Genomic DNA, 16,922 nt, shown 5'->3' on the forward strand with positions numbered 1-16,922 from the left:
CTAAACCAAAAATTAATAGCTTTATAAATCCGAAAATACTCTCTAAGCTCTTGTCTCAGTTAGTTTGACTACATACAGTCATGGATATAGCTAAACATCTTGAAGTATTCTTCAAAAATATCAGTGCTGATGCGCGGATTACGGTTACACATATTAGTGTCTTTACCGCCATTCTTCAAGCGACCCAGAAGCTGGGAACAAATTGCCTTACGATGTTCAGTTTCGAGCTTATGCAGGTTGCCAAAATTTCGAGCGGTAAAACCTATTACAAGGCTATGCGTGAGTTAAATGATTTTGGCTACATCATGTACGAGCCGTCATTCAATAAGAACAGACCGAGTCGAATTGTTCTGCCGGAGCCTTTGATCTAAGTTAACCGTCTGAATTTAAGCATATGAACGTTGAGCTAATTACGAGGGAAGATTTGCAAAAGCTTCGGCGTGATCTGTTGGAAGACTTGAAACAATTTATTTCAAATTCTGCCAGCGAGCCGAAGAAGTGGCTGAAAAGCTCTGAAGTCAGGAAGCTGCTCAATATCTCTTCAGGAACATTGCAGAATCTTAGAATTAATGGAGAGTTGAAGCCGAACAAGATTGGAGGGACCTTTTACTATGCCCTCCAAGACATTCAGTCCTTACTTCAATCCAAAACTACTAAACCAAAAAAATAATGGAGCGTCCAGTAGCAAAGTACTTAAATCGCATCCTCGGTGATGCGCGAGTGAAGGTGTGGCATGTTGGCACATATCTAGCGCTGGTTCTCCTATGGGACAAAAACAAGCAGTCAAGTCCATTTCGGGTGACCCGTCGAACGATCATGCAAATGTCCAGGGCACGTAGCAAGACCACACATCACAAATGTCTCAAGGAGCTTGAAAATCTAGGATATATAAAGTATTTGCCGTCCTATCACCCCGGTGTGGCAAGCAAAGTATGGCTCATCGAATCATAAAATACTATAATGGCCTGTCTCAGATCTTGCGGCGAGTGATGGCCGGTGGTATTTTTGGTAAATAGTTATTCTCGTCACTAATCGTCAGCGTCATGATTTTAGCACTTAGCATTTCGTCCGTAATGATGTATGGGGCAGTACTCATTGCTATTGGTATCGGCCTCCGGCTTTTTGTAAGTCAGCGCAGATTTAACAGAAGAGGGTACGGAGGTGCTCAGCATTACAGCACATACTGGTCGGCGCTTTTTATCTCGACGTTCGAGGGAATCCTCATGATTGTTTCGGCCTTGGCCATTGTTTTGGGAATATTTCTGTTGATCGTCGAGCTTTTCAATAATCGATAGGCGCTTATTTTCAAACATCTTACAAATGAACCGCCCACGATGGGGAGCTGATTAAAGCTTCACATCGTGGGCGGCCTGCTTTGGAAAAGTAAAGGGGAGCATGGCTCCCCAACTTAATTCAGATTTAGGGTTGAGATTCCATTCTTGGCAAAATCTGCACAAAGATTAAATGTCGTTTGCGCCCTCAGTTGTGCTGTACCACCGAGAAGGATAGATTTTACTTTTGCTTCGTCATCCTGAAATTTCCGTACGTTCTGGAAATAGCCAGTCACTGCGTTATATGCCCCGAAAACAGTTCCCATAGTCGTAGGCAGTTGTTGTGTAGGATTTGACAACGCATATTCATAGACATCGTCTACAATGTTGGTGAATTGCGTTGAGAGCGCGTTGATCTTGCCATCTCTCAAATTGCCAAGCACTTCGCGATTAGGAGCCATTGCTATTTCAATCAGCCTTTTTAATTGAGGGTCAGTAATTGGCTTTTTGACCCAATCATTGAAAATTCCGCCGACCTCCTCAGAAAATTTGCTAGCAATACCCATCACCTTGTGAGCTGTTCTCAGCCGTTCTACCGCGTTGCTGGTGTGTCTAATCTTGACGACGTTGGTCATGTTTTTCATGGCAGCATTCAAGGTATTCGCACAAACGATTCTGACAGGCGTAAATGCCGCCGTAATACTGCCGCTGCCATCGTGTGAAGTAGTGAGGAATAGATACTTCTCAATCAAATCGTCGCTGCCAACTTGGATGTATCCGGGTAGTTTCGCTGTAATAAAGATCCGCTCGCCTCTGCCAAGCGCCCCGGCAGTTTCGTAAAGGATTCCGTCGTTCCCGACGATGCTATCGAAAAATGTGAATGCGTCCCGATTCTGAACAATTTGATAGTCTTTACCTACTACACCTAACACTGCGTTATTATCTGTCCTCATGGTCGCGAAGTATCCGGGAACACGAGAGGAACTGCTTTCTTGTTGGTTTGATGGACTTTTGATTAATGCCGTCAATTCTGCTTTTTCAACCTGATAGTCAAGTCCCGCGTGGAAAATAGCTTCTTTGCTATTAGGATACTGGTCTACTATTTGACCGAGCCCATGCCAGGCTTTTTCTTTGACAGAGAAGAAACTGTGTTTGCCTGTGTTTTCGTCGAAATTGATGTTGTGAGCCATGATTGTAGCTGTTAGAAGTTAGAAATAATTTTCTTTCTTCTTCCTCTCGCTCCCTTAAATGAATGTTTGACAAAGAAAAAACGAGAAAAAAGAAAGCCCTTCTAACAGTGGCCCCAGAAATAGCCAAAAGGAAACGGAATAAGTGCCGCAGGCTGGCGGCCAACTTTCTTTCATCCACCAGTAATAAGAAAGGCCGCCATTATGCCGTAAGCTTTTGGCGACCTTATGAACAGTCTTGAAGATTGGGGCCACTTATTTAGCTGCGCTTTTGCCGAGTTTTGTTTGTCAAACATTGCTTTGAAAAAGTCGTTTCCGAGTTTTGATTGTTCAGCTATTGTCATTTAGGTACTTACTTATCGGTAACAAAAAGTCGATGAAGTTGTGTAAATAGCCAGCATTTATAGCGCACATCTACAACGCCTGCGTTCAAGCGTATTTTTCCCTCATTATGAAATTTAGTATTCATTATTTCAATGAACTTCTTTTTTATTGACGAGATTCTCCCCGGCATTTCAATAAACCTTCGTGCACTTTCCCGCGGTACCGAACGCTATCGAGTGCTTTTGTATCAACATGAGGGCGTATTGGCTTTCTCGGATGGGTCGAAACTTGGAAACCTGACGGATTGTACTCCGCAATTCCGCGCGTTTCTAAATCTTGCTCGCGAAACATCCGCAGATCTTGTAATGACTCCCGAATATTCTTGTCCTTGGACAAATATTCGCGAGATTATGGAGGATAGAAGTCTTTGGCCTGTTCAAGGTAAACTTTGGGCACTAGGAGCAGAATCCATTACCAAGGAAGAATTACGTGCATTTCATTCCCAATATGCTACTGATGACAAGATTTTTCACTTTGATGCAACAAGGCTGCGAGAGGAATTGACATTCTTGAACCCACTAGTGTATATGTTCCAGGCAAGTTTTGGGGATAATCGTATGTTGGTTACGCTCGTTCAATTCAAAACCAAACATATGGGCGTTTGGGGTGGCGGAGAGCTGGAAAGAAATCATTTGATTGGAGGTGAAGTGGTTTATGTCTTACGTAACAATGTAGATTCTGTAAACCTGTTAACATTAATATGTTCGGAAGCCATGAACTTTCCAGCAGCAATGGGCGCCGCACAACTTACTCAACTGGGGTGGAACGATCGCCCATTTCTGATTCTGAACCCGCAGATTAATCCAGATCCATTATATAGCGAATTTGTTGCTTTTAGAAAGTTCTTGTTTAATCAGGAGCGAAAGGAGCTTATTAGCCTTAACTGGAACTCGTCTTCCAAGATCGGTCAGGATGCACTTCTTCGTGGAGGAACATCGAGGAGCGGTATCTACCTAAACTCCAATCAAGTGAGATTTGGAGACTTAGGGCGGATTCGCAAAAATCATAAACTTGGCTTGTACTATTTTTATTTTGGAAGGGATAAACATGCATATGTCCTTACCAGCAAGGCTCATGCATTCCTGATTGAAAACCTTTCCGTAAATATTACAGAGGGAGTTTTAGCACAGCGAATGAGGAATGGTCCGGAAATAATGGAGACATTTGTTTTACGGGCAAGTAACACTTTCGTATCAGAGGCCTCAATATCAGACGATCACCGACAGGTGCTTTTGGACCTGGGGTGCCGAAATGCTTTTCTTAATTCTGCCGATAATTGCGTGCTCGAGAAAGAACGCTTGGTATGCCTCTCCGCCGGCAAATTCCTATCTCGACCAAATGAGAGTTGGTCAAATCTTGATCAACTGTTTTCAATCCGCCTGCCTGAATCGACGGAAAATAGTAAGAGGGTCACTTTTGTCGAGGACACTAGTGACGAAAGCCGAGATCAACTAAAATCATACATGGTTGCCGTAAATACCCTTGATGGAGAGATACTGCCAGATAAGGCTCAATATCCCAGCAGCATCGCCGATTTGAAAGCTCAGCCGGTCTTTCTAGGATATGGACAGGATGTCGATGATGATCATCACAAACTTATTCATAAAGAACGTTATCGTTACAACTTAATGAATGAAGAAGGCCAAATGATAAAAGCGACCGTATGTTATTTGGGAATGACGACGACGCAACATGCCATACAAACCTATGAGTTTTTGCAATCAATGTTTGAAGAAGATAGTATGAATCGTCGGAGGGTCGTGGTTTTTTACAAGCTTGGTCTTGTTCCATTAGTCATTGCAGACGTTGATGCTGGCCGCATCGTAGTTGTAGAGGAAAGAGGTTTATCATCATTTCTGAGTTGAACATGAATACAAGAAATATATTAGCGCTTGCTGGCCAGTATATTACTGGTCTAAGTGAAGTTAAGGGTAACATTTTCAGAGGTACTTTAAATCTTGCCGATAAGGTGGCAGGAGTATACTATTTTGATTTAAACAATCAGCTTCTGGATGATTTTGAAGCGTATCAAGAGAGCCTGCTTGCAAATGAATTTTACTCGAATCCAGGTAACCTGCAATGGAATTATTACTTGTTCATGCTAAATGATCAGCTCGAGGAATCAGCAAAGCAACAAATTGAAAAAAATGACAAGTACGCTCGGAAGTACGTAGTCAATGAAAGCGAATTCGAAGACTTCTTCACCTTAGAGAAGAGTGATGCCTCCATTCGCCCTAACATCGTGGCAGATTGGAAACGTCGCCTTGATGTAGTTGGTCTTGAAGATGTCTACTCAACTCGGACCTACGTGGATGTCATCGCTGACTTCAAAGCAAATGATGTGAAGGATAAACAGGAAGGAACGAAATCTCGCCCCAAAACTGATGCTGACAAAATACTATTTATCAACCGATTAGTCTTGGGTAAAGGCTATCGGCGCTTTCCAAAAGTTCGAAAATACCAATTTGCAAGAGTGAACCTTTTCCGAGGAATTAATGGCGTCGGAAAAACATCACTTTTTGAAGCAATTGAAGCCATGATTTGTGGCAAATGTTTACGTAATCCTTCTGTATCCATGCCCAAGGGGTGTATTGAGGCAGAGTTCAATAATTCAGGCAGCCTTACAGCCTTCAACAGCGCTAACACCCAACTTTTCCAAGCGCGGGACTTGAATTGGTATTCAACTAATAGTCGAACAAATACATTATACGCGTCATTTAACAGGTTTAATTTTTTTAATGCGGATGCCGCACACAGTTTTTCTATTGCTAGTAATGAGCGCGAAGCTCGGGAAGCACTGTTCGGTATTGTGCTTGGCCCTGAATATCACTACATATCGGAACGCTGCCAGGGGGTTTTGGAAAGACTCAGACCGGAATTTAAGAAGCTAAGGGAACAGGTTGAAGAAGAAAAACTGAAGGTGCAGCGAAGCGAGAAAATCATTAAGAATTACAAAGAACCGAAAACGTTAGGTCAACTACGTCTGGGGATTTTACAACTATATAATGGATTAACTTTTAGACTTCCTGCGGCTGAGGGAGATCTTGCACTCATAGAGGAGCGCAACAACGAATTACGGGCGGTTCTGACCACGCTTTTGTCGTCCACTAATACACATATGACCTTGGCGGACTTTAATGCTTCTCTCGAGAATCGTGCTGCAAAACGGCTAACATTGGAGGCTAGAGAAAAAGAACTGCGAACGCTTACCGAGAATCATCATCGCCTTACTGCGGATGAAAAGCGCCTCAATACGCTCTATGACTTTCTAGATCGCTGTTTCCTGTACGTCCAAGACGAAAAATTAATGAAGCTTGCTGGCCTTCAGGCGAGAGAGGGGGAGGCGAATCTAACACGTAGTAAAATTCTGTTTTGCAAAGAGTTGATTGCAGGGATTGATGAAAAGAAATTGGCTTTAAGCCTCGACCCTAGAACGTTGGAAGCCGATGTACAGAGGTTGACGAAGGAGATAAAAGAGGTCGACATAAAAATTAATGATTTTTTAAAGTCCCTTAGCCAGATCGATGGTATACTTCGGCAGATAAAGGCGCATGGCAAAGAATTTCTAGAATTAGACCACAACTCAGTCACATGTCCTCTATGCCAGTCTCAATTCGACCGCACTGAATTGGTTAACCGGATCTTGCAAGAACGTGAAACCGGCAGACGCGGGCAACCTGATGACGAACTGCATTTATTTCAAACTAAACTGGAAAACCTAAAAAGTACTTTAGTCGAAAAGCAGAAGAGCCAAATGGAACAGGGAAATATAGCAAGGGCTTATTCAGCAGCATTTCCAGAAGAAGGTGTTGAAGCCGATTATAATAAAGCATTTACGCGGGTATCAAATTTTGTCGCGCTCGAAAAGAAGAATGAGAACGAGCTTTCCGAGATTTCGGAAATTAAAAATTACGCTAACCAGTTGGGGCGATCGGAAAAAGAGTATTACGAGCTCAGTCTTGGATGTGAGCATCAACTAAATGAATCAGTTCAGTTCACTTTCGGTCAGGCCGCCTCTTTCAAGAAACTGCTTGAACAAACCATGCGAGAAATTGCTCAAAGTAAGAAGGAGCTTGGAGACACTTTGATCGAGCGAACTAATGTAGGTAATGAAATTAAACAATTATTGGGCGTTGAGGGAACCAGCATGGTCATGAGAGACATTCGGCAAATTTGGGATAGAGATGAAGCAGCTTTCAGCAGAATCAAAAGTTCTTACGAAGTCCTTCAGGTCCTAATTGAACTAAACCCGAATAGAAACTTGACAGATCTCAGCGATCAATCTACTTCCCTTCAAAGTAACATTGATAGTTTTCGAGAAGAGCAGAAAGTTCAATTCGAGTATCTTGCTGCACAAAAGGCATATTCGGCAGCAACAGAATTTCTTAAAAAAAGTGAACCCGAGCTCCCAAAATACGAGCAGGCGGTCGCTACTCTTAGAGCCCTGACCGGCGAAGAGGCTTCCGCCGATGTTAGCGCTTTTTTCGATGAGAATTTTCTGGAAATCCTAGATATTTTCAAATCTATTCACATTCCAAATGAGTTTCAAGGCCTTAGATATGTTGACGACCGGCTTGAGCTTACGACAGACGAAGGAGAGATTCGCTCAGTATCACAGATCAGCACTGGTCAACGCTCAGCACTCGCACTTGCAATTTTTCTATCCCTAAATGGGAAGTTGACCAATGGGCCAAATATTGTCATGTTTGATGATCCGGTGTCGTTTATTGACGACTTAAACGCGCTATCATTTTTGGATCATCTGCGACTGCATGTGCTTAGGTCTGGGAAGCAAATATTCTTCGCAACTGCAAATACCAGACTAGCAGGACTGTTCGAAAAGAAGTTTGGTTTTTTGGGTGAAGACTTTAAGCGGTTTCAACTCGAAAGGAGTGAAACTGAGGAGTAGGGCCGCAAAGTGATCATTTCGCCAACTATTCGAGGCCAAGATAAATCAGTATATCGGCCTCGAATAAATTATGTTTGCTACTAGCTTCGAATCGGCCTACTTGCGGATTCTGAGAGCAATCTACCTTTTAAGGCTTGCATGTCCTCACTTACTTTCAAATCCAAAATTTTCGCATAAATCTGCGTGGTTCGAATGTTCGTATGTCCAAGCATCTTGGAGACGCTTTCAATCGGAACGCCATTTTGTAAAGTGATCGTGGTTGCAAAAGTATGCCTGGCAACATGCGATGTGAGGATCTTGTCGATACCGCAAACGACGGCGATCTCTTTGAGATAGTCGTTCATTTTTTGGTTGCTGGGTACCGGAAGAACAAGTCCGCGAGACTCGCAAATAGGATCATCTTCGTATCGCGCGATTATCGCCAGCGCTTCGGGAAGAAGCGGGATGTGCGACTTAACGTTAGTCTTGATGCGCTGCGTGAAAATCCATTGATCGCCATCAATTCCTCTCGCGATATCGCTTCTCTCGAGGCTCTGAATATCTGAGTAGGCCAAGCCGGTGTAACAACAGAAAAGAAAAGTATCCCGAACCTGGGTAAGCCGATCACTCGCGAACTCCTTCTCTGAAAGTAGCCCAAGTTCTTCTTTCGTGAGAATTGCCTTATCAACTTTTTTGAACTTACCCTTGAAGTTTAGATATGGATCAAGATTCATCCAGCCATTGCCTAAACAGATGTTGACGATCTTGCGGAACATCTTCATGTGCTTCACGACGGCATTGTTGCCCATCTTGCGGACAGAACGGAGATGAAACTCGTAGTCGGCGATGAAGGCAAAATCAATGCGGCTAATATCGAAGTCGGTTGTATTGAAATTTGCTTTCAGAAAGCTTTCGGTGTGGCGTCTCAAAACCTCGTACCTTTTGAACGTTCCGATAGCATATTCTTGCCCGACTAGCGAGTGCATCCGCCGATTGTGCTCTACAATCACCGCCATCAACATCCGCTGTTTTGGGCCGATTCCCAAGAATTTGTTTTTAATGCTTTCGGCAGTTGCAAGCTCGCCCTGGCGAATTAAGGAAGCATGTGCGTCCAGGAATTGTTGTTCGAGGTTGCCCAAATAAGCGTTGAGTGATTTCACGGCCTCCTTGGTACCTAACACCCGACCTGCCCCTGTATTCCAGGTCTTAGGGTCGCACTCACGTCCCGTCGCAAGTTCCGACCTCTTACTCTCAACCGTAATCCTTAGGTAGATGGGCATAGGCCCGGTTTGATAATTTCTCGGCTTCTTCAAATAGAAAAGCAGACTCAGCTTTGTTTTCATAACCATTCTCTGGTTTAAAGGTTAAACAAATGTAGTCTTGCAAGCCAGTCAGCGCAAGATGTCCATCGCGTGGACACCTTGATTTTCAATCCGTTACGTAATTTCTGGTGAGTAAACTTTGCAGGCTGATTGACTCACCGAATTACTCACCAAAACTTTGAGAATATTTGAACGTTTTGATATAGTAGGAGCAAACAAAAAAGCCTGCAATCGTTTGATTTGCAGGCTTTTGATGCTTTTTGTTACTTCTTCAAGTGATCCCGCTGGGATTCGAACCCAGGACCCATACATTAAAAGTGTATTGCTCTACCAGCTGAGCTACGGAATCGATTTTACTCGATTTGCAACTTTGGATTAGCCGTGGCCTTTTCCGTAATTGCGATGCAAAAGTAGAATTCTAAAAAGTATAATGCAAGCCCTGTACAATAAATACCTGCTCCCGGTGATCCTGATATGTGCTGTTTTTAGTTCCGGGCCGGCCATTTGTGCGAATCAAAAAGAGCTAAAAACGGCTGATTCTCTGTTCGCTATGGGGAGGTATCCTGAGTCCCTGGTACTCTACCGAAAAAATTTCAATCCGGAAGAAAAAAATAACCAAAGCCTACTCTTAAAGCTCGCTTTCCTTGCTGAAAAGACCAATAACTACACAGATTGCCTTTATTACCTCAGCAAACTGGCCCTGGCCAATCCGTCCCGACGATTGTTTGAGAAAATGGATAAACTGGCAGAAGAACAGAATCTCGCCGGATATGAATTTGATGATTACAACTACTTCATCATTTTTTATCGCAGGTACGGCGACTATGTACCCCTTTTTCTGCTGACGCTGGGCATTTACATCGTCGTGATTATGGTGACCAAGACGCGGAGGCGGGAACCAATTCTACAAATACATAAAATTTCTATTATAGTTTATCTGCTCATTTTGCTGGGTATCCTCAATATTCCGTCCCTTTATCAAACCTGCATTGTTATTAACGAAAATACATTTCTGAGAGATGAACCTTCTTCTGCCGCGCCTGTGATTGAGCGGGTTGGCAAGGGTCACAAGCTGACAATCCTCGGCTCAGTCGATCACTGGAACCGGGTAATCTGGAATAACAGGATCGTTTACATCAGAAAAACCGATCTTTGGAATATCTGACCGGCAAATGGTATCATTTTTGCAGCGTATCAGTTTGTATGTATATTTAAGCGTTTAAATTTTAAATTAAATTGTATGAAAAAGCCAATGAAACGTTTTTTACTATTGATCGCAGGGGTTTTAATGTTGGGTTTTGTGTCTTCCTGCAAAGAGGAAGGTCCTCACAAGGATGACATCGTAAAATTCTCGGCTGTCATAAATAGTACACCGACTGTTCCGAAAGCTACTTCCTCTGCACAAGGAACAGGGGTTTTCGAATACAACAAAACCACGAGAGACCTTAAATACAACATCACTTACCAGAACATCACACCAACATCAGTGAGCATTAACATGGCCAACCCGGCTTACGAAGCGGGTCCAATTGTTTTTACCCTCGCACAAAACCCGACCGGAAATCAGGTTCAGGGATCAGTTAAGCTGAACATCGAACAGCAAACTGCATTGATCGTAGGTATGATGTATGTAAACATCCCGACTGCTGAAAACATTTACGGAGAAATCCGCGGCCAGATTATGGCAGATAAATTCGAAGAATAGTATTTCATTGCTCTTCAGCAAGAAAGGCCGGCGCTACATGCACCGGCCTTTCTTGCTTTCTGGACTACTTATTTTTCTTCTTCTTTTTCTTATGTCCGTGAAAATCTTCCACTTCCTTCATCAAAGCTTTCAGGTCATTGTCCTGATCTGACGTCAGATCTACGGTCGCTGAATAATCTTCATTACTGATCTTTAAAACGTCGATCGGCTTGTCGAGGTACTCCTGGATCTGATCGAGGATAGGCTTTTCTTCCGGACTGCAAAATGATACTGCAAGCCCCTTTTGCGTGCCGCGGCCGGTCCGTCCTACCCTGTGGACATAGTTTTCCGGCTGCTCCGGCAGGTCATAGTTGATCACATAATCCACATTCGGAATGTCAATACCACGCGCACTGACGTCCGTAGCTATCATCACTTTGGTCTCGCCGGATTTAAACTGGTTCATAGCCTTCAACCGGTCTGCCTGCTCCTTGTCGCCGTGAATGGTTATACTCTTCACATCCATTCTCTCTAATGCAGCATGCACTCTTTCCGCACGCACTTTGGTACGTACAAACACCAGGATCTTACTGTCGATATTATTCTTGATCGTTCTTTCCAGAAAAAAGCGTTTATCGTCCATTTCCACAAATGCCACGGAATGGCTGATATTCTTCGCGACGGGGTTTTTAGGCGAGATCTGGATCCTGATCGCGTTGCGTACCAGCGAGTAAGCCAGTTTCTTAATTGTCTCGTTAATAGTAGCCGAAAAGAAAAGTGTCTGCCGCTTCTTCGGGAGTAACTTGATCAGATCCTGTATGTCTTTGATAAAACCAAGATCCAGCATGTGATCGGCTTCATCCAAAATAAGAAACTCTACCCTGTTTAATTTGATGTGGCCCTGACTCGCCAGATCAAACATCCTACCCGGCGTTGAAACCAGTATATCAATACCTTTTTCCAGCTGCGCAATCTGCGGCCCCTGCTCAACCCCTCCGAAAACACTGAAAACCTTCACTTTCGTGTACTTCGCAATTTTGGCAAAAACCTCCGTGATCTGAATAGCCAGCTCGCGCGTCGGTACCATGACCACGCATTTGATACCTTCCGAACGAACGGAGGATTTTTGTCTCGCCAGCAAATCAATCACGGGAATCGCAAAAGCAGCCGTTTTTCCAGTGCCGGTCTGCGCAATAGCCAGTACATCTTCGCCTTTCAGAATTGCGGGAATAGCCTTGAACTGAATGTCTGTGGGACGTTTGAACCCGGCGGCTTCCAGGTTTTGCTTGATCTCGGGCGAGATAGGGTAATCGTCAAATTTCATAGAAAAGAATAAAAGCGGGGCACAATGCGCCCCGCGATGCAAATACATTCAAAAGTAGCTTAAAAGAAATAATTATCGTCAAAGGTCCTGCTCGTAGAAGCGCAGCCTGTTTTTAAGCGACAGGATTTCCTTGTGCATGTAATCCACTCTGGCGAGCAGACTATCCACTGCCTCAATCCCCGCGACATTGATATCCAGATCGCGGTGCAGTCGGATCAAACGTTCTATACGCTGCAACTGCGGAATGTGTAAAAACCGGCTGCTGTTTATCTCCACCAGCTCGATCAGATCACTGTTCCTGAGCGACTCTACAAATGCGTATTCCACTTCATAATAGGTACAGAAAGTGTCAACAGCTATCAATTGATCGTTTTCCATCACATTTGGATTTAGGATTTAAATAGTTCCAAAAACAACTCACGCTGGCGCTCGGTCAGGTTGGTTGGTATTTTCACATCGAAAGTCACGTACAAATCTCCAAACTCGCCTTCCTTCTTATAAACTGGAAAGCCTTTTCCTTTCAGCCGGACAACACTCCCATTCTGCGTCTCAGGTTTCACAGGCAGCTTCACTTTTCCGCTCAGCGTTTCAAGGATCAGCTCTCCGCCGAGCACGGCAGTATACAGGTCCAGATCCGCTTTGATATGCAGGTCTTTTCCTGATCTGCGAATCTTTTCATCATTCAAAATCTGGAAAGTGATAAACAAATCGCCCGAGGGCCCGCCATTGCTGCCGGGACCGCCGTGACCTGCAATCTTGATCGTCTGCCCGTTTTCGATACCAGCCGGAATGGTAATCCTGATATTTCTCCCATTAACGGTCAATGTTCGCTTGTGCGTTTCGTACGCCTGCTGCAAAGTCAGGGTTACCTCGGCCTGATAATCCTGCCCGCGGAACCGTGCTTGCCGGCCGCCGCCAAAGCCGCTGCCTGAGCCGAACATGGACTCAAAAAAATCCGAAAACTGATCGCCGCCTCCGCCGCCGTACCATTGCTCCTGCTGGCTACTTCGGGCTGATCTCGACTGGCGCGCACGTTCAAACTCCTCGCTATGCTGCCAGTTTTCACCATACTGATCATACTTCTTACGCTTCTCAGGATCGCTGAGTACTTCGTTTGCTTCGTTCAGCTGCTGAAACTTCTTCTCAGCCTCCTTATCATTCGGATTGAGGTCGGGATGGTATTTTCGTGCAAGCTTACGGTAAGCATTCTTGATCGCTTTGTCGTCGGCAGTCTTGTCAACTCCCAAAATCTGATAATAATCTATAAATGGCATAACCAATGCACTTAGGTGTTCTTTGATGTTAAAGTATGTGTAAGCTGAATTTATCTTCTTTCCAGCATTTCAATGTACAAATCTTCCACTTTCTTTCTTGCCCACGGCGTTTTCCTCAAAAATTTCAGACTCGATTTCACGCTCGGCTCGTGATTGAAGCTGTTGATATTGATGCGATAGCCCATTTGTTCCCACCCATAATAGTCCACAAGCTCATTCAGGATTGTTTCCAGCGTTTTTCCGTGCAGCGGGTTATTGGGTTGACTTTGCGTTTCCATGATTATTGAAACAGTTTTAAAAAGTAGATTTAGCCTCCTGAATAATTATTAAGCGAATAGTTTAGTTCAAATCTTTTATGCTGATGGATCAAGTTAACTGGGGAATTATCGGCTGCGGCAACGTGACCGAAGTGAAAAGCGGTCCCGCTTTCAATAAAGTACCAAATTCGAAGCTGGTAGCCGTTATGCGGAGAAATGCGGAGCTCGCCGCCGATTACGCTTCCAGGCACAATGTACCTAAATGGTATGCCGATGCCGACGAGCTGATTAACGATCCCGAAGTGAATGCCGTGTACATTGCCACGCCGCCCGACGCGCACGAGGCCCTTGCATTTAGAGCAATGCAGGCAGGAAAGCCCGTTTACATTGAAAAACCAATGGGACGAAATGCAGCTGAATGCGACCGGATCAATGCAGAAAGCGAAAGAACCGGCGTACCTGTTTACGTGGCCTACTACCGACGCGCGCTGGATTACTTCCTGAAAGTGAAAGAGTTGATCGACAAGAAAGTGATCGGAGAGATAAGGTACATCGACATTTGCCTGCAATGGCAGCCTTACGAAGAAGAAACCGGGGCGCATGCAAAGCCGCGCTGGCGGGTAGATCCTGCTGTTTCCGGCGGCGGCCATTTTCACGACCTTGCTTCCCACCAGTTTGACTTCCTGGAATTCGCATTGGGTCCGATCAAATCAGCCCGGGGATTTGCCAGGAACCAGGCGGGTTTGTACCAGGCAGACGATATTGTGGTCGCCAACTTTGAATTTGAATCAGGTATACTCGGCAAAGGAAGCTGGTGTTACACCATCGATAAAGCGCAGCGTGAGGATAAAGCACAGATTGTAGGCTCGAAGGGACGCATTACCTTTTCATTTTTTGAAAAATTCGACATTATTGTTGAAACCGGCGCGCGTACTGAGCAACTGAATATCCCCTACCCCCAGCACGTACAGCAGCCACTTATAGACCTGATCGTTCGGGATTTGTGCGGAAAAGGCAAAAGCCCGAGTACCGGACAAACGGGCGTGCGTGCAAACAGGATCATGGACTGGATCACGCAGGAGCAATAAATTCGATTTTGGGAGATACAAAATCTGGTACTATTTCTGTTATTTGTAAAACTCTAACTCAATTCAAAAGTCATGGCAAAAGGAAAAAATCTCGATAAGGGCAGCACCAAGAAGGAGCCTGAGAAGTCACTGAAAGAGAAACGTGCAGAGAAACAGGCAAAAAAGGCCAGTAAGAAAGATTACTGACCTGATAACAAAGAGCTCCAGACGGAGCTCTTTTACTTTAATATACTTCCCGGTTATTCTTATACTTGGCAAGCCGCTTCTTGGAGCGGATAATCTTTGAATGGATCTTGTTCTTTTCATCCGGCGACATATACCCGTCTGCGTTGGATTTCTCAATGGTCATCTGGATGATACCCTGTTCTTCTTTTAGTTTCCGGTATTCGTTTTCAGTCAGCTTTTTGCTCTTGTAGTCACTTTCGATCTGCGCATTCAGCTTTTTCAGGTCTGATTTAAAATCCTGGCTGAAAGCACTGAAACAACAAACAAACGAAAGTAGCAGTGTGATTTTGAAGCATTTAATTGAAAGCATCGGTAAATGAGTTTGGTGAGGAAATGAGCAAGTTTCAGGTTGAACAGGCTAAAAATACACACGAGATTTGTATATCAAAATCATTCATCCAAATGGAACAGCAAACTTATCATTACGATAAAATAGCGAAAGCGATCGAATTCATCGTCGCCAATGCCAGGGAACAGCCCTCGCTTTTTGATGTCGCGGAAGAAGTAAGTATCAGTCAATTTCATTTTCAACGGGTCTTTTCGGAATGGGCGGGCGTGAGTCCCAAGAAGTTTTTACAATACATTACCGCGGGCTACCTCAAAGAAAAAATCCGCGAAACCGCCAACCTCACGGAACTTGCCGAAGCAGCAGGCTTGTCGAGCCAGAGCCGCGTTTACGATCATTTCATTTCCATTGAAGCCGTAACACCCCAGGAATTCCGGACTTCGGGAAAGGGGCTTGATATCAGCTACGGCATTCACGAAACGCCATTTGGTACCTGCTTCATTGCCGTGACCGAGCGGGGTATCTGCGCGATGGCGTTTACAGATGAAAATGATAAGGAAGACCAGCTTATTCGTCTGGCGAAAAAGTGGCATTACGCCAACATCCGTGCTGACCAGCACATTACCGCTGAGTACATTCAACGCATATTCCAATCCGGACAAAAGTCGCCTGACAAATTGCCGCTTCTTGTGCAGGGTACCAATTTTCAGCTGAAAGTATGGGAAGCGTTACTGACTATCCCGCAAGGCGCACTGACTACCTACCAGCATATCGCCCAAAGCATCGGAAATCCGAATGCAGTGAGAGCAGTAGGCACTGCGGTCGGCGACAACCCCATTGCCTACCTCATTCCCTGCCACCGCGTGATCAGGAAAGAAGGTATTCTGGGTGAATATCGCTGGGGCAGTCTGCGCAAAAAGGCGCTGATCGGTTGGGAGGCTGCCCGACATTTTGAGGAATAATTTGCACAATTTTTCAAGCTATTAAATAGCACAATAGAATGCGGATAAATACACAAGACGCTGACTAACAGCTGAAAAAATTGATAAACAATTCAACTATTTCATGATGGTTTGATATTGGATGCAATGTAGCTATCAACCAATTCACATCATCAGACATGAAAAAGACACTAACTCGTTACCTTGCATTTGTGGCATTCATGGTTGCATTAAGCACCGCCAGCTACGCGCAGTTCTCACTTGGACTACAAGGCGGTATTGCCAAATCCGACGTGGAAGATTCCAAGACAGTAGCAGGTGGAGGCGTGAACTTACGCGTTTTCACTTCTCCCAAATTTGCCTTAGGTGTAGCAGGAAAAATCTATGCTGACGGAAGCGACTACACCATTGCAGGACAAACATTAAGCAGCACAGGTACATTAATGCCGGTAACCGGTACACTTGATTACTTCTTCGCAGAAGGTGTGATCAGACCTTATATCGGTGGTGACGCGGGTGTTTACTTCTCTAAGTACGATGCCAAATTCAACGGTAACACAATCGTGGAGTCTTCGAAACACAGCAACTTCGGTGCTGCACCGCGTGCCGGTCTGGTATTCGCATTCGGTAACCTGGGTATCCAGGTGGAAGGTATTTATCACTTCGTATTCGGAAACAAAAACCTGCGCTCAACAACAGGCAATGTAGACAACATCGACTTTGAATCTACCTCGCAATTTGGCGGAGTTAACGTGGGTATCATTTTTGGATTGGGAGGAAAATAATTAATC

At 44.5% G+C, this 16,922-nt stretch carries 17 protein-coding genes and 1 tRNA gene; 10 read left to right on the plus strand and 8 right to left on the minus strand.

The window, feature by feature from the left end:
- Positions 1-80: 80 nt before the first annotated feature.
- The 3 genes from ACTIE6_RS23990 (at position 81) to ACTIE6_RS24000 (ending at position 1,295) form a co-directional block, all read left to right on the plus strand.
- Positions 81-371, plus strand: coding sequence for a hypothetical protein (locus ACTIE6_RS23990; protein WP_439559036.1), 291 nt, complete (start codon positions 81-83; stop codon positions 369-371).
- 23 nt (positions 372-394) lie between these two features.
- A complete protein-coding gene (locus ACTIE6_RS23995; protein WP_439559037.1) occupies positions 395-670 on the plus strand; it encodes a helix-turn-helix domain-containing protein in 276 nt (91 codons plus the stop codon).
- A gap of 373 nt (positions 671-1,043) precedes the next feature.
- A complete protein-coding gene (locus ACTIE6_RS24000; protein WP_439559038.1) occupies positions 1,044-1,295 on the plus strand; it encodes a hypothetical protein in 252 nt (83 codons plus the stop codon).
- A 113-nt stretch (positions 1,296-1,408) separates the two neighbouring features.
- On the opposite strand, the gene ACTIE6_RS24005 is transcribed toward ACTIE6_RS24000, so the two are convergent.
- Positions 1,409-2,461, minus strand: a complete 1,053-nt coding sequence (locus ACTIE6_RS24005) for a DUF932 domain-containing protein (protein WP_439559039.1) — start codon at positions 2,459-2,461, stop codon at positions 1,409-1,411.
- A gap of 473 nt (positions 2,462-2,934) precedes the next feature.
- On the opposite strand from ACTIE6_RS24005, the gene ACTIE6_RS24010 reads away from it, so the two are divergent.
- Both ACTIE6_RS24010 and ACTIE6_RS24015 read left to right on the plus strand, forming a co-directional pair.
- Entirely contained in the window at positions 2,935-4,707 is a 1,773-nt protein-coding gene (locus ACTIE6_RS24010) for a hypothetical protein (protein ID WP_439559040.1), read from the plus strand.
- 2 nt (positions 4,708-4,709) lie between these two features.
- Positions 4,710-7,751, plus strand: a complete 3,042-nt coding sequence (locus ACTIE6_RS24015; protein ID WP_439559041.1) for an ABC-three component system middle component 1 — start codon at positions 4,710-4,712, stop codon at positions 7,749-7,751.
- An 80-nt stretch (positions 7,752-7,831) separates the two neighbouring features.
- Here the strand turns inward: ACTIE6_RS24015 and ACTIE6_RS24020 are convergent, their stop codons facing one another.
- Both ACTIE6_RS24020 and ACTIE6_RS24025 read right to left on the minus strand, forming a co-directional pair.
- On the minus strand, positions 7,832-9,073 hold the full coding sequence (locus ACTIE6_RS24020) for a site-specific integrase (protein ID WP_439559042.1): 1,242 nt from the start codon (positions 9,071-9,073) through the stop codon (positions 7,832-7,834).
- Positions 9,074-9,328: 255 nt separating this feature from the next.
- Positions 9,329-9,401: transfer RNA gene (locus ACTIE6_RS24025), tRNA-Lys, on the minus strand.
- A gap of 81 nt (positions 9,402-9,482) precedes the next feature.
- Here ACTIE6_RS24025 and ACTIE6_RS24030 point away from each other — a divergent pair.
- Both ACTIE6_RS24030 and ACTIE6_RS24035 read left to right on the plus strand, forming a co-directional pair.
- A complete protein-coding gene (locus ACTIE6_RS24030) occupies positions 9,483-10,217 on the plus strand; it encodes a hypothetical protein (RefSeq protein ID WP_439559043.1) in 735 nt (244 codons plus the stop codon).
- Between the two features lie 75 nt (positions 10,218-10,292).
- On the plus strand, positions 10,293-10,757 hold the full coding sequence (locus tag ACTIE6_RS24035) for a CHRD domain-containing protein (RefSeq protein WP_439559044.1): 465 nt from the start codon (positions 10,293-10,295) through the stop codon (positions 10,755-10,757).
- 64 nt (positions 10,758-10,821) lie between these two features.
- Here the strand turns inward: ACTIE6_RS24035 and ACTIE6_RS24040 are convergent, their stop codons facing one another.
- The 4 genes from ACTIE6_RS24040 to ACTIE6_RS24055 form a co-directional block, all read right to left on the minus strand.
- On the minus strand, positions 10,822-12,060 hold the full coding sequence (locus tag ACTIE6_RS24040; protein WP_439559045.1) for a DEAD/DEAH box helicase: 1,239 nt from the start codon (positions 12,058-12,060) through the stop codon (positions 10,822-10,824).
- Between the two features lie 78 nt (positions 12,061-12,138).
- Complete coding sequence (locus ACTIE6_RS24045) at positions 12,139-12,438, minus strand: chaperone modulator CbpM (RefSeq protein ID WP_439559046.1); 300 nt, start codon at positions 12,436-12,438, stop codon at positions 12,139-12,141.
- A gap of 11 nt (positions 12,439-12,449) precedes the next feature.
- Positions 12,450-13,334, minus strand: coding sequence for a DnaJ C-terminal domain-containing protein (locus ACTIE6_RS24050; RefSeq protein WP_439559047.1), 885 nt, complete (start codon positions 13,332-13,334; stop codon positions 12,450-12,452).
- A gap of 50 nt (positions 13,335-13,384) precedes the next feature.
- Positions 13,385-13,612 (minus strand): VF530 family DNA-binding protein, encoded by a 228-nt coding sequence (locus ACTIE6_RS24055; protein WP_056288841.1) that lies wholly within the window; start codon positions 13,610-13,612, stop codon positions 13,385-13,387.
- Positions 13,613-13,695: 83 nt separating this feature from the next.
- Between ACTIE6_RS24055 and ACTIE6_RS24060 the strand changes: the two genes are divergently transcribed.
- The gene (locus ACTIE6_RS24060; RefSeq protein WP_439559048.1) at positions 13,696-14,679 is read left to right on the plus strand and encodes a Gfo/Idh/MocA family protein; all 984 of its coding nucleotides are present in this window, start codon (positions 13,696-13,698) and stop codon (positions 14,677-14,679) included.
- 223 nt (positions 14,680-14,902) lie between these two features.
- Here the strand turns inward: ACTIE6_RS24060 and ACTIE6_RS24065 are convergent, their stop codons facing one another.
- Complete coding sequence (locus ACTIE6_RS24065) at positions 14,903-15,214, minus strand: hypothetical protein (RefSeq protein WP_439559049.1); 312 nt, start codon at positions 15,212-15,214, stop codon at positions 14,903-14,905.
- Positions 15,215-15,306: 92 nt separating this feature from the next.
- Here ACTIE6_RS24065 and ACTIE6_RS24070 point away from each other — a divergent pair, with 92 nt between their 5' ends.
- A complete protein-coding gene (locus tag ACTIE6_RS24070; protein WP_439559050.1) occupies positions 15,307-16,152 on the plus strand; it encodes a methylated-DNA--[protein]-cysteine S-methyltransferase in 846 nt (281 codons plus the stop codon).
- A gap of 158 nt (positions 16,153-16,310) precedes the next feature.
- Entirely contained in the window at positions 16,311-16,916 is a 606-nt protein-coding gene (locus tag ACTIE6_RS24075) for a hypothetical protein (RefSeq protein WP_439559051.1), read from the plus strand.
- Positions 16,917-16,922 lie beyond the last annotated feature (6 nt).

Origin of the sequence: Dyadobacter sp. (genome assembly GCF_051859145.1) — a bacterium.
Taxonomy (GTDB): domain Bacteria; phylum Bacteroidota; class Bacteroidia; order Cytophagales; family Spirosomataceae; genus Dyadobacter.

Excerpts from the sequence above, each read along its gene's own strand:
- ACTIE6_RS23995 (WP_439559037.1), top strand. The coding sequence starts at position 395 with ATGAACGTTGAGCTAATTACGAGGGAAGATTTGCAAAAGCTTCGGCGT.
- ACTIE6_RS24065 (WP_439559049.1), bottom strand. The coding sequence starts at position 15,214 with ATGCTTTCAATTAAATGCTTCAAAATCACACTGCTACTTTCGTTTGTT.
- ACTIE6_RS24010 (WP_439559040.1), top strand. The coding sequence starts at position 2,935 with ATGAACTTCTTTTTTATTGACGAGATTCTCCCCGGCATTTCAATAAAC.
- ACTIE6_RS24030 (WP_439559043.1), top strand. The coding sequence starts at position 9,483 with ATGCAAGCCCTGTACAATAAATACCTGCTCCCGGTGATCCTGATATGT.
- ACTIE6_RS24060 (WP_439559048.1), top strand. The coding sequence starts at position 13,696 with ATGGATCAAGTTAACTGGGGAATTATCGGCTGCGGCAACGTGACCGAA.
- ACTIE6_RS24045 (WP_439559046.1), bottom strand. The coding sequence starts at position 12,438 with ATGGAAAACGATCAATTGATAGCTGTTGACACTTTCTGTACCTATTAT.
- ACTIE6_RS24055 (WP_056288841.1), bottom strand. The coding sequence starts at position 13,612 with ATGGAAACGCAAAGTCAACCCAATAACCCGCTGCACGGAAAAACGCTG.
- ACTIE6_RS24070 (WP_439559050.1), top strand. The coding sequence starts at position 15,307 with ATGGAACAGCAAACTTATCATTACGATAAAATAGCGAAAGCGATCGAA.
- ACTIE6_RS24020 (WP_439559042.1), bottom strand. The coding sequence starts at position 9,073 with ATGAAAACAAAGCTGAGTCTGCTTTTCTATTTGAAGAAGCCGAGAAAT.
- ACTIE6_RS24015 (WP_439559041.1), top strand. The coding sequence starts at position 4,710 with ATGAATACAAGAAATATATTAGCGCTTGCTGGCCAGTATATTACTGGT.
- ACTIE6_RS24040 (WP_439559045.1), bottom strand. The coding sequence starts at position 12,060 with ATGAAATTTGACGATTACCCTATCTCGCCCGAGATCAAGCAAAACCTG.
- ACTIE6_RS24000 (WP_439559038.1), top strand. The coding sequence starts at position 1,044 with ATGATTTTAGCACTTAGCATTTCGTCCGTAATGATGTATGGGGCAGTA.
- ACTIE6_RS23990 (WP_439559036.1), top strand. The coding sequence starts at position 81 with ATGGATATAGCTAAACATCTTGAAGTATTCTTCAAAAATATCAGTGCT.
- ACTIE6_RS24050 (WP_439559047.1), bottom strand. The coding sequence starts at position 13,334 with ATGCCATTTATAGATTATTATCAGATTTTGGGAGTTGACAAGACTGCC.
- ACTIE6_RS24035 (WP_439559044.1), top strand. The coding sequence starts at position 10,293 with ATGAAAAAGCCAATGAAACGTTTTTTACTATTGATCGCAGGGGTTTTA.
- ACTIE6_RS24005 (WP_439559039.1), bottom strand. The coding sequence starts at position 2,461 with ATGGCTCACAACATCAATTTCGACGAAAACACAGGCAAACACAGTTTC.
- ACTIE6_RS24075 (WP_439559051.1), top strand. The coding sequence starts at position 16,311 with ATGAAAAAGACACTAACTCGTTACCTTGCATTTGTGGCATTCATGGTT.